At 60.3% G+C, this 11,999-nt stretch carries 12 protein-coding genes; 7 read left to right on the top strand and 5 right to left on the bottom strand.

The genetic code is table 11. The features are described 5' to 3' along the window. The first annotated feature begins 35 nt into the window (after positions 1-35). The 7 genes from L5014_RS34575 (at position 36) to L5014_RS34545 (ending at position 7,435) form a co-directional block, all read left to right on the top strand. The gene (locus tag L5014_RS34575) at positions 36-914 is read left to right on the top strand and encodes a phytanoyl-CoA dioxygenase family protein (protein WP_338019375.1); all 879 of its coding nucleotides are present in this window, start codon (positions 36-38) and stop codon (positions 912-914) included. Position 915: 1 nt separating this feature from the next. Then, entirely contained in the window at positions 916-2,355 is a 1,440-nt protein-coding gene (locus L5014_RS34570; protein ID WP_238468388.1) for an aldehyde dehydrogenase family protein, read from the top strand. Between the two features lie 86 nt (positions 2,356-2,441). After that, positions 2,442-3,356, top strand: a complete 915-nt coding sequence (locus L5014_RS34565) for a LysR family transcriptional regulator (RefSeq protein WP_238468387.1) — start codon at positions 2,442-2,444, stop codon at positions 3,354-3,356. A gap of 24 nt (positions 3,357-3,380) precedes the next feature. Further along, the gene (locus tag L5014_RS34560) at positions 3,381-4,328 is read left to right on the top strand and encodes a D-2-hydroxyacid dehydrogenase (protein WP_238468386.1); all 948 of its coding nucleotides are present in this window, start codon (positions 3,381-3,383) and stop codon (positions 4,326-4,328) included. A 173-nt stretch (positions 4,329-4,501) separates the two neighbouring features. Further along, the gene (locus L5014_RS34555; RefSeq protein ID WP_238468385.1) at positions 4,502-5,665 is read left to right on the top strand and encodes a CaiB/BaiF CoA transferase family protein; all 1,164 of its coding nucleotides are present in this window, start codon (positions 4,502-4,504) and stop codon (positions 5,663-5,665) included. Positions 5,666-5,697: 32 nt separating this feature from the next. After that, on the top strand, positions 5,698-6,678 hold the full coding sequence (locus L5014_RS34550; RefSeq protein ID WP_238468384.1) for an HpcH/HpaI aldolase/citrate lyase family protein: 981 nt from the start codon (positions 5,698-5,700) through the stop codon (positions 6,676-6,678). A 31-nt stretch (positions 6,679-6,709) separates the two neighbouring features. Next, complete coding sequence (locus L5014_RS34545) at positions 6,710-7,435, top strand: IS6 family transposase (RefSeq protein ID WP_238468383.1); 726 nt, start codon at positions 6,710-6,712, stop codon at positions 7,433-7,435. On the opposite strand, the gene L5014_RS34540 is transcribed toward L5014_RS34545, so the two are convergent. The 5 genes from L5014_RS34540 to L5014_RS34520 form a co-directional block, all read right to left on the bottom strand. After that, complete coding sequence (locus L5014_RS34540; protein ID WP_238468382.1) at positions 7,417-7,776, bottom strand: FAD-binding protein; 360 nt, start codon at positions 7,774-7,776, stop codon at positions 7,417-7,419. The genes L5014_RS34545 and L5014_RS34540 overlap by 19 nt on opposite strands. A 90-nt stretch (positions 7,777-7,866) precedes the next feature. Further along, a complete protein-coding gene (locus L5014_RS34535) occupies positions 7,867-9,081 on the bottom strand; it encodes a CaiB/BaiF CoA transferase family protein (protein ID WP_238468381.1) in 1,215 nt (404 codons plus the stop codon). 153 nt (positions 9,082-9,234) lie between these two features. Further along, on the bottom strand, positions 9,235-10,068 hold the full coding sequence (locus L5014_RS34530) for an enoyl-CoA hydratase-related protein (protein ID WP_238468380.1): 834 nt from the start codon (positions 10,066-10,068) through the stop codon (positions 9,235-9,237). Between the two features lie 108 nt (positions 10,069-10,176). Beyond that, positions 10,177-11,448, bottom strand: a complete 1,272-nt coding sequence (locus L5014_RS34525) for a TRAP transporter large permease (RefSeq protein WP_238468379.1) — start codon at positions 11,446-11,448, stop codon at positions 10,177-10,179. An 11-nt stretch (positions 11,449-11,459) separates the two neighbouring features. Further along, entirely contained in the window at positions 11,460-11,993 is a 534-nt protein-coding gene (locus L5014_RS34520) for a TRAP transporter small permease (protein WP_238468378.1), read from the bottom strand. Positions 11,994-11,999: the final 6 nt, after the last annotated feature.

Here is an 11,999-nt window from a genome sequence, read left to right as displayed (position 1 = left end):
CCCCGACTTCACCAGCTCGACCATCTGGGCCCGGAATTCCGCCGGGTACGGCTCGTGATGCTTGCCCATTTCGGCACCTCCTGCTCAAAAGCATAGGTGTCCGTTTTCGCGGGTCAACTTCAATTCCCAATTGCTACACCAGTGAGGAAGTGCGTGCGATAAGGGCGGATACCGAGCGCTTGTGCGAGATCGAGACGGATTCCATCTTCCGCGAACGCTCGGGTGCGGTGCGCTCGATCTTTCGGGTCCACGAAAAAGACGGCCCCGTTGCGTCGCCGCAGTATCGCGCGCTGTCGCGCACACCACGCCTGCTGCGTCCGGTGATGCAAACGCTCGGCAGCGAAGAGGTGTATATCGCCCATACCAAGGTCAACACCAAGTCGGCGCTCGAAGGCACGGGCTGGCTTTGGCATCAGGACTTTGGTTATTGGGTGCATGATGGATATCCCGAGAATGACATGCTGACGGCGATGGTCATGCTCAGCGACACCCAGGAAATCCACGGCGCGCTGTATATGATCCCCGGCAGCCATAAACTGGGTCTCTTGGACCATTATTACGACGATAGTCAAGCCGCCTACCAGTTGCCGCAACGCGCGGTACAGCGTGCTCAGATCAAGAAGATCCTCGAGACGTCTGGCGCGCCGGTGCCGATCGTCGGCAAGGCGGGCACGCTAGTGCTGTTCCACTGCCTCACCATCCACGGCTCCGGCGTAAACATGTCGGCGGAGAGCCGCTGGCAGGCATACATCACCTATAACCGCGTCGCGAACCGTCCACATCCCGTGGAAAAGCCGCGCGGCGACTTCGTGCGTTCGACCAACTGGGTGCCGCTCCAGATCGAAAGCGACGACGGCATTCTCACCGCCGGACAACGCGGCAAGGAACGAGAAATCTCGTTACAGGGGAAATAACGTGACGACAGCCCATCATTTCATTGGCAATCAATGGGTGGCTCCCTCGAGCGGAGACACGATTGCTGTGATCAACCCGTCCACAGGTCTGGGGTTTGCGCGCATCGCTCGTGGCAATGCGGCCGACATCGACGCCGCCGTCAAAGCAGCACGCAAAGCGTTCGACTCCACCTGGTGGCGTGTCGGTCCAGTCGAGCGCGGCCGCATTCTCGCGCGACTGGGCCAGCTCGTGCTAGACAATCACGAGACGCTGACGCGCATCGAATCGGAGGACACGGGCAAGCCGCTGAAGCAGGCGGCAGCCGACATCACCGTATGCGCCCGCTACATGGAATTCTATGCGGGTGCCTGTGACAAGCTGCATGGAGAGACCATCCCTTTTCTGCCGGGACATACGGTGCTTGCCGTTCGCGAGCCGCATGGTGTGACCGGGCATATCATTCCATGGAATTATCCCGCTGCGATGTTCGGACGCAGCGTCGCGGCTTCGCTGGCAGCCGGCAACACATGCGTGGTGAAGCCGGCCGAAGACGCCTGTCTCTCGTATCTCGAACTGGCCGAGCTTGCGGCAGAAGCCGGACTACCCGCAGGTGTGCTCAACATCGTAACGGGCTACGGCCGTGAAGCGGGCGTCGCGCTCAGCGAACATCCCGGCATCGCGCATATCTCGTTTACGGGCTCTCCCGCAACGGGCACCGCCGTCGCACAGGCAGCGGCCAGGCATCATTGCCCCGTGACGCTCGAACTCGGGGGGAAGTCTCCGCAAATTGTCTTCGACGACGCCGATCTGGATGCCGCATTGCCCGTCATTCGCAATGCGATCGTGCAGAACAGCGGGCAGACGTGTTCCGCCGGTAGTCGTTTGCTGGTGCAGGCTTCCCGTTACGAGGAAGTTATCGAACGACTGGCGCGCAGCTTTGAAGCGGTTACGGCCGGTCCCGCGGATGGCAACTATGATTGCGGGCCGTTGATCAATGCAACCCAGCTCGATCGGGTAAAAACATTCCTCGCCAAGGCCGAGGCTGACAAGATCCACGTTGCCGCCTCTGCGAAGCTTGCGCGGGATGCGGCGCAGGGAGGGTATTTTCAGCCGCCCGTGCTTTTGCGCGACGTACCCCACAGGCACACGCTTGCCCAGGACGAAGTCTTCGGCCCGGTGTTGGTTGCAATGCCATTTTCGGATGAAGCGGAGGCCGTTCATCTCGCGAACGACACGGCATTTGGTCTGGTTGCGGGTATTTGGACGCGGGACGGCGGTCGCCAGATGCGTCTGGCTCACGCGTTTGATGGAGGCCAGGTCTTTGTCAATTGCTACGGCGCAGGTGGAGGCATCGAGTTGCCTTTCGGCGGCGTGAAGCAAAGCGGCTATGGTCGCGAGAAGGGGATGGAGGGCCTGTTGAGCTTTACGACCTTGAAGACGATCACGCTCAACCACGGCTGAGGGCGCAGGTTAGATGCGCAGGTCTGAATGTCGGAACCACGACTTGCGCACCCATCTTTCGCCTTGCAGGAACAATCTGGACCAGCATGCGAATTGACCTTGTAACGCTAAAAATATTTCTGACTGTTATTGAAGAGCGCAATTTCGCGCGGGCCGCGGAGCGTCACTTCATTGCCACGTCCGCCGTCAGTAAGCGGATCAGCGATCTCGAAGACACTCTCGGAGTGCAACTCCTCGAGCGCCGCAACATGGGCGTTCGCCCGACGCCTGCCGGAGTAGAACTTGTCACGCACGCGAAGGACATGATGCTGGTGATGGCGCGCATGCGCGCGCAGATGAGCGAATTCGGCGACGGCTCCAAGGGCGAAGTCCGTGTGTTCGCCAACAGCACCGCGATTGTCGGTTTTCTTGGCCCGACCATCCGTACCTTCCTGGAAGCTTATCCGCAGATCGACGTTCATCTTGAAGAATGGAGCAGCCCGTTCATCGTTCGTGCGTTGCGCGACGGTCTCGCGGATTTGGGCGTGTTCTGGTCTGGTGTTTCGACGGCTGGACTGACAGTGCATTCGTTCAGACGTTCGAACCTCGTCGTCGTGGTTCCCATGCAGCATCCATTGGCGGAGCGAAGTGAAGTCTCCTTCGCCGAGACGCTCGATTACGACCTGATCGCCTTCCACGAAGGCAGCCTGATTTTCCGGATGATGCAGTCGTGCGCCGCGGACCTGCAGCGCAAGTTACGTGTCCGCTTGCAGGTAACGAGCTTCGATGCTATGCGCACCATGGTGCGCGCGGGGATTGGCGTGGCAGTCATGTCTGACGTCACCGTGAAAACGCCGGATGAAAGCTATGGCTACAAGATCGTCCCCTTCAGCGATGAATGGACGAAGCTCGAGAGCCTGATCGGCTACCGTGACTTCGATGCATTGCCGCGTTGCGCACAAAATTTCGTTCGCCATCTGCAATCTGCACACCCCGGTCTGATTCAAGGACGGGCGACGTAACCGAACGGGGGGATACCTACTCACATGAGCCATATTGTTTTTCTGGACAGTGCAACCTTGCCTGTGCCAGTACCTCGTCCCCGGCCATCCGACCGCTGGACGGAGCGCCCCAGTACCCGCGAGCACGAGCTCGTCGATGCGCTGGCAGACGCGGACATCGCGATCACCAACAAGGTTCCGCTTCGGTCTGACACGCTGAGGCAACTTCCGCGGCTCAGGTACATTTGCATTGCGGCCAGCGGTTGTGACAACGTAGATCTAGCGTACTGTCGTGAACACGGTATCCAGGTGTCCAATGTGCCTGCGTATGCCGCATCGAGTGTCGCCGAGCATGTAATCGCCTGCATATTCATGCTGCGACGGAAAATGCTTTCCTACAGTCAGTTGGCCGCGTCGTCCGCGTGGACCGCATCGCCGGTATTTTGTGTTCACGGCGCGCCCATTGCCGACATACGCGGAGCAACACTCGGTCTGATCGGCTCGGGCGCAATCGGCAAGGAGGTTATGCGGATAGCGAATGCACTGGGAATGCGAGTGCTGGCGAGCGAGCGCAAGGGCAGGACTGAAGTGCGGCTAGGCTATACGTCATTTGAAACCGTGATTTCCACCTGCGACGTGATCTCTTTGCATTGCCCTCTATCAGCCGACACGGAAGGTCTGATCGGAGAGCGCGAATTCTCGATGATGCGTCCCACTGCAGTGCTGATCAATACGGCGCGCGGCGCGCTCATCGACGAGCGCGCGCTCGAGGCCGCGCTTTTCAGGCAAACCATTGCCGGTGCGGCGCTTGACGTGTTGCAGGTTGAACCACCGCACGAGCAGCATCGGTTTGTCACGGGTCAGCCGGACAATCTGCTGCTGACACCCCACGTGGCATGGGCAGGTTCATCCGCAGTCGAGGCGCTTGCGCATGGGGTTTCCGCCAACGTGGAGAGTTTTCTGGAGCAACGCACCCTGAATCGGGTTGCCTGAAACGATGTACTGCATTCGTTTGTTCGATCATCCGCGCAAGTCTTCAATCGCGAACGCGGCATTCAGAAATCGATGATTCACAGGCTGCATCGGCTGCGAGAAACTTTCTCGGCGGGCCCAACCAATCGGGCGGACCGCCGGACAGTCGTAAACCAACTGAGAAAGCGTCGGATATGAACCTTCCCCTGGATAACATCACAGTGGTATCGCTCGAACAGGCAATCGCCGCTCCGCTCGCGAGCCGGCATCTTGCCGATTGGGGAGCGCGCGTCATCAAGATCGAACGACCGGGCAGCGGCGATTTCGCCCGAGGATATGACAAGGCGATGCACGGTATGTCGAGCCAGTTCGTTTGGGCAAATCGCTCAAAAGAAAGTTTGGCGTTAGACGTGAAGTCCGAGTTCGGGCAGGAGGTACTGGAAGAATTGTTGCCACGCGCGGACGTGTTCATTCAGAACCTCGCGCCTGGCGCTGCGAAGCGACTCGGCCTCGACGCCAAGTCACTCACTGAGCGCTATCCGCGAATCATCGCTTGCGATATCTCGGGCTACGGTTCGACGGGACCGTATGCAAAAAAGAAAGCCTATGACTTGCTGGTTCAATGCGAGACCGGCTTCCTGTCGATCAACGGCACACCCGATGAAGAGGCAAAGTGCGGGTTGTCTATCGTCGATATCGCGACCGGCATGTACGCGCTGAATGGCATTTTGCTGGCGCTCTATCGTCGCGAGCGAACAGGCAAGGGCACCGCGTTCGAAGTCTCGCTGTTCGACGCGATGGCCGAGTGGATGAGCTACCCCGCGTATTACACCCGCGACAGCGGCAAGCCGATGCAGCGCTCCGGCGCTCGTCATGCCACCATCGCGCCATACGGGCCGTTTATCGCGGGCGACGGTAAGACGGTTTTCTTCGGGATCCAGAACGAACGGGAGTGGCGGAGCTTTTGCGAAAAGGTGCTGGGTGATCCGAAAGTTCGCACCGATCCGCGCTTTGCGTCGAACCCGGATCGCGTGCGCAATCGCGATGCGCTTGAAGCATTGATCAATGAGTACTTCGCTAAATGGACGAGCGCGGAGGTGGGAGAGCTTCTGGAACGGGCGGCCATCGCCAACGGTCGCATGAATACGGTCGAAGATTTCCTTGCGCACCCGCAGCTGCAAGAACGTGGGCGAGTGACGTCCGTCGGGAGTCCGGAGGGGCCGCTCGAGGTGTTTTTGCCGCCGATGATTATTGACGGACTGTCGCCGGCGATGAAAAGCGTGCCCGATGTAGGCGAGCACACGGACGACATCCTTGGGGAGCTGGGACTGCATCCGTCCCGCCTGCGTATCGCCTGACCTGCCCTGAACCGTGCGAGGATCATCGTCCCATGCGTGTAACAAGAACCTTCCTTGCGGTGCCGGCCCATCAGCGTCGGATGGTCGAGTCGGCGGCCCGTAGTTCTGCGGATGCGGTCTTTCTCGACCTCGAAGATGCCGTGCCGCAAGCTCAAAAGGAGGCCGCGCTCCTCGGCGCCATCGCGGCGATTAACGAGCTCGACTGGGGGCGCAAATCCGTTAGCGTGCGCGTCAATGTGCCGGCTAGTGCGACCATCGAAAGGGAGGTGGCCCAGCTGCTCACGTTGGCGCCCCGGCTAGACACGCTGCTCGTTCCGAAGGTTGAAGGTACGACTGACGTGGACCGCGTCGTTGGATTGATCAACCTTCACCGCCAGCGTCGGAAGACGCCGGTCGGGCTGGAAGTGATGATCGAGACGGCTCTCGGGCTTGTGAACTGCGAGCAGATTGCGGGACGTTCGGAATTGATCGAGTCACTGCATTTTGGCGTAGGCGACTTTTCAGCATCGATCGGGGCAAAGGGCGTGGATATAGGACTTTCGCATCCCGGATACCGCCTCGCCTCTCGCTCGGCGCAAGGCGATTACTCGAGCACGGCACTCGACATGTGGGCTTATCCGATGATGCGTATCCTGGTCGCGGCGCGCGCTCACCGCCTCAGGGCAATCGATGGGCCTTGCGGGGCGTTCCGTGATGGCGAGTTGACGTCGTCATTGGCTGTTAAGGCTGCAACAATGGGTTTCGACGGGAAGCAGGTCATTCATCCTTGTCAGGTCGATGCGACGCTCCGCGCTTTTGTTCCGAGCGAGGACGAGCTAAGCGAGGCTCGACGTGTTATGGCAGCGCTGCTCGAAGCGGAGCGCGAGGGACGTGGAGCCGTTCAGGTCGATGGCAAACTGATCGACTATGCGAACATCCGGATGGCGCAACGTGTAATTTCGATGGCAGAAAACGTCGACTCATCTGAAGTAGGAGCGAAACACGGTTCTGTCGCATTAACGCAGGGGAGGTAAAATTCGAGGCTGAGGAAAACGCTTTGGCCGCATGATGAAGAAGACACTGACGCCACGAACTACGCTTGCTCCTGGCATCGCCAAGGTTCTGAAGCGGCTGCACTATCCGCTTGAAGTGATGCTGCTGTGCGTGCGGTGGTACGTGGCCTACTCACTGAGTCTTCGCAATCTTGAGGAAATGCTGGCTGAGCGCGACATTGGCGTCGATCATTCGACGGTACATCGCTGGGTCATCAAGCTGGTGCCGCTGTTTGAACAGACGTTTCGCAAGCACAAGCGTCCGGTCGGCAAGAGCTGGCGGGTTGATGAAACCTATATCAAGGTCAAGGGCTCGTGGAAGTATCTTTACCGCGCAGTGGATAAGACGGGCAAGACCATTGACTTTCTGTTCAGAGCCAAGCGGGACAAGGCCGCTGCGCGGCGCTTCTTCGAAAAGGCAATCGGTCAGAACGGTTCGCCCGAGACGGTGACCATCGACAAAAGCGGCTCCAATCTGGCCGCGCTTAACGCGGTGAATGCCGAGCGCGAGATGCCCATCAAGGTTCGTCAGACCAAGTATTTGAACAACATCGTGGAGCAGGATCATCGGGCCATCAAGCGCCGAACCCGGCCGATGCTCGGGCTCAAGGATTTCAACTGCGCGCGCGTCATTCTGAGTGGCATCGAATTGATGCACATGATCAAGAAAGGACAGCTGCAATGTACGGGCAACACCCCGCTGTCTGCCGCCCAGCAATTTTACTCGTTGGTTTCATAAGCTATCCTTTGTATATCGACTTCGCTTGTCCCACTTGCCTTACTGCGACGGAACCGCAGGGAGTCCTGCGCTTCGTTCGCGAGAATCGCGCTCAAGCGCGGGTCGGCCATGCCTTGAGCGGCATGCAGGATATCGGCGAGAAAAACGTCAGGATTATCGCTGGGATCGCCTGCTCCGTCCGGCACATTGAAGGCGCCTACTTCGGCTACGCTATGAAACGTCGCGCCGCTTTTGCCAAATTGACCTTTGATCACGACGAGCACGTCAGCGCCGCTGGAATCTGCCTCGAGCGCAGCCCGCAGCGCAGCGCCGCCGCTGCCAACGACTAGCACGTCCGTCATGACTTCCCTGTACCTGTCACTCATGCCTGCTTCTCCTGTTTACATCAACACGTGTGGCACTCTGGCCGCATGGACGGCGTCACCCTCGCTTCACGCAACGCCGTCTTTTGCCGCGTCCTCGGCAACGCCGATTACCCCGTCCGCCAGCAACGAGTCGATGATCGGCCGGCTCATTCCCAACCCTGACAGGATGTCGATCGTGTGCGCGCCCAATCGTGGCGGCGGCGTGCGGATAGCCGGCGCGCTGCCGTTGTAGCGCACCGGGTGATTGACGAGCGTCACGGGGCTGCCGGTTGCACCTTCGACTGTCTCGAAGCTCTTCAAGTGGCGCACCTGCGGATCGGCGACCACCTGCTCATAATCGTTGACGCGCGTGTGCCAGACATGATGCCGCTCGAAGAGTGGCAACCAGTGCGCCGTCGTGTTCTGCGCCAGCCGGCGCGCAAGCCGGTCGGAGATTTGCTGCTGCTCGTCGAATGCGCGCTTCGCGGGAATCCGGTCCTTTTCCGGGATCTCGAGGATCTGATAGATGATGTCAAGAGGGCTCAGCGACAATGCGATGAAACCGTCCGCAGTTGCGTATATGCCATACGGCGCGGGAAAGTACCAACCTGATACATGCCCAGCCTGTCGCACGTCGTCATGGCCTTCGCCGTTCAGGAAGCATGTGAGAGACTCCTGTTGCAGATCGAGCGCGGCCGCCAGCAAGCTAACGTCGACCCGGCAGCCCTCGCCCGTACGCTCACGGTTGAGCAGTGCCGTCAGGATACCGTTCGCATACAGCGCAGCGCCGTGATGATCGACGACGGACACGCCCACCGCGCGCGGACCGTCCTGCCGGGTTCCGGTGATTGTCGCGATACCCGACATGGCCTGAATGATCAGGTCCTGCCCTGGCCGGCTCGCATAGGGTCCGTCAGGACCGAATCCCGAGCCTGACGCATAGATGATGTCCGGCTTGACTGCCCTGAGCGCGTCGTAACCCAATCCCAGCTGTTCCATCACACCGGGACGGTAGTTTTCGGCGACGACGTCGACTTGTGGCAGCAAGCTCATGACGATATCGATCGCCCGCGCGTTCTTGAGATTGAGCGCCAAACTGCGTTTGTTGCGATTACCCAGCAGAAGCAGCATCGTCTGCCCATCGATGGCGCGGTTAGCGCCGCCCCATTTGCGCTGAAACGCGCCGTCGACAGGTTCGACCGATATGACTTCGGCCCCGCAATCGGCGAGGTGCTGCACGCCCAAAGGCCCCATCAGAAAATGATTGAAGCTGAGAATGCGGATACCGTTCAGTCCGTTCATGCAATCTCCGTTAGGTCGTGAGTCCGGCTATCTGCCGAGTCGGGCCAAGGCCCTGCCGAACTCCGCTTTCACCCCGAACATTCGATGCGCGTCAAAACTAAAGGCAAGCGTTGCCCATCGCCGTCGAAAGGCGCATGTGCGACGCACCAGTGATCAGCGACCCTTGAAGTGCGGCGGCCGCTTTTCGACGAATGCGCGGTGGCCTTCGGCGCGATCCTCCGTCTTGAACACGTCGAGATTCGCCTGATGCTCCAGCTCCAGGCCTCGTTGAAGGCCGGTCTCGAACGAATCGAGCACCGCGCGCTTGGCCAGTCGGACCGCGAGCGGCGCGCGGGCGGCGATCAGCGACGCGATCTCGATAGCGCGCGCGATGCTGCGTGCCGGCGCGACGACTTCGGTCACCAGTCCGTGGCGCTCGGCCTCTGCAGCCGTCAGCGATTCGCCGGTCAGCACGAGCTTCATCGCCAGTGTCTTGCCGAGCACCCGCGGCAGGCGCTGAGTGGCGCCATCGCCCGGGAGCGCGCCGATCACGATTTCTCGCTGCGAGAAGGTCGCGTCGTCCGCCGCGACGACGATATCGGCCAGCATCACCAGTTCATGGCCACCACCGATGGCGAAGCCGTTGACCGCGGCGATCAGCGGCTTCGGAAACGTTTCGATCGCCTTCCAGCTCGCGAGGCGCACCGGGTCCGCATACGCTGCCACCCCGCGTGCCGCCATGTCGGCGATATCAGCTCCCGCACTGAAAAAACGCTCGCCGCCGGTGAGCACGACAGCCCTGACGTTATCGCTGGCTTCGGCCGCCCCGAGCACGCGCGCCAGTTCCTCCACCAGCGGCACAGACAGCGCATTGCGCTTGTCGTGATGATTCAACGTGATCAACCAGACGAACTCAGCGGGTTGTTCCAGCTTCAGGTACCGCAGGTCCTCGCCTGCGGCCAGCGGGACCGGCGCCGCGCCGCTTCGTTCGATGTGAGCCGTGTTCATGATGAGCCTCTTGGTATTGTGATCGTTTTGCGCGCGAGAACTGTCGCCGCATACGAAGTTCTGGAGATCGGGCCGGGCGCGTGCGGCCGCTGGCCCATCCTTCTCGTGTTATTTGATTGCCAGCAGGTTCGGCAGGAACCGTGGAATATGCGGGAAAACGATGATCAGCAGCAGGTCGACCGCCAGCGCGAAGATGAACGGCAGGATAGCCCGAGTCGCTTTTTCGACGGACACGCCGCCGATCGATGCAGCCGTAAAGAGGCAAAAGCCGATCGGTGGCAAGTTGATGCCGATGGCCGAATTGATCAGTACGATGACGCCGAACACCACCGGGTCGATATGCATCTGCACCACGAGCGGCAGGAATACAGGGATCACCACCGCGATACTCGAGATCGTCTCCAGTACCGTATGGGCTGCCAGAAGGAACAGATTGATCAGGATCAGCAACACGAAAGCGCTGGTCGTCACGGCGAGAAAGCTGTTGGCGACGTGCAGCGGGATTTGCGCCTCGATCAGATAGCGGCCGAGCACGAACGCGAGCCCGAGAAGAAACGATACCCGCGTGGTATTGATAGCAGTGCGCGTGAGTATTTCCCTGAAGTGCGACAGCTTGAGCGACTTGAAGACGAAGGCGCTCACCAGCGTCACATAGACCGCCGCGATGACGCCTGCCTCAACCGGGGTGAAGATGCCGCCGAGAATGCCGCCCAGAATGATCACAGGAGTCAGCAGTGCCAGGATCGCCTGTCTGAACGTGGTCCACAGCCGCGCGGCTGAAAACGGTTCGACGGCCGTATAGTTCTGGCGCACGGCAGTGACGTAGTTCACGAGCATGAAGGAAATCACGACCAGCAGCATCGGCACGATCCCCGCGACGAACATCGTACCGACTGACACGTTGGCGGTGTACGCGTACACCAGCATGCTCATCGACACCGGCGAGAGCAGTCCGAGCGAGCCCGCGGCCGACTGCAGCGCCACTGCGAACGCGCGTGAATAGCCCTGCTTGACCATCCCCGGAATCATGACCGAGCCGATCGCCGCGGTGTCCGCGGTCGCCGAACCGGAGAGGTCGGCGAAGAACATGCTGGCAACGATCGTCACCTGGCCGATGCCGCCGCGCATAAACCCGACAAGCGCCTGCGAAAAGTCGATGATCCGGCGCGAGACGCCGCCCGCATCCATGATGGCGCCAGTCAACATGAAGAACGGGATGGCCAGCAGGCCGACGTTATTCAGGTTCGCAAACAGCTGCTGCGGAATCACCAGCAGTGGGGTTCCATTCAGCGTCAATGCAATCGTCGCGGCAATGCCGATGCAAATGGCCACCGGTACACCCAAGCCGAGCAATCCGGCGCCTAGAGCGAGTGCCCACATGTCGATTTACCTCAGATATGTTCGGAGACGCCCTGCAACAGGGACGGCCTCGTTTGCGCGCCGGGCGCGAGATGGGAAACTGCGATTCGAACGGCGGAATGAAACACTAGCAACGCGCCGCACACGGGAATCGAGAGATAGGGGTAGACCATGGAAACTGGCATAGAGGTCGCGGTTTCCGTGCCCATCAGCTCGAGCATGTCGCCACCGTACATCACGAACACCATGCCGAGCGCGAGGACTACGCAGTCGATAAGGTCCGCCAGTGTCTGCGCGAAGATGGGCGGACACCGGTCGGCCAGTACCCGTACCTCCGGATGAACCCGCAGCCTGGCTCCTGCCGCCGCACCGAGGCACGTGAGCCAAACGAACAGATAAGCCGCGAGCTCGTCGGACCACGACAGCGAGTCCTGCAGGATGAAGCGAAAGACCACCCCGAGGCCCGCGACGCACACCATCGTGAGAAGTAGTCCACCGCACAGGAACAGCGTGATCTTCAGGACCAGGTCGTCGATAAACAGGAGACTACGCGCAAGCTTTTCCATGGCGCT

The sequence above is a fragment of the Paraburkholderia tagetis genome, assembly GCF_022213065.1.
Lineage (GTDB): Bacteria > Pseudomonadota > Gammaproteobacteria > Burkholderiales > Burkholderiaceae > Paraburkholderia > Paraburkholderia tagetis.
The sequence above is the reverse complement of the archived record's forward strand: the minus strand, read 5'-3'. Positions and strand labels throughout refer to the sequence as shown.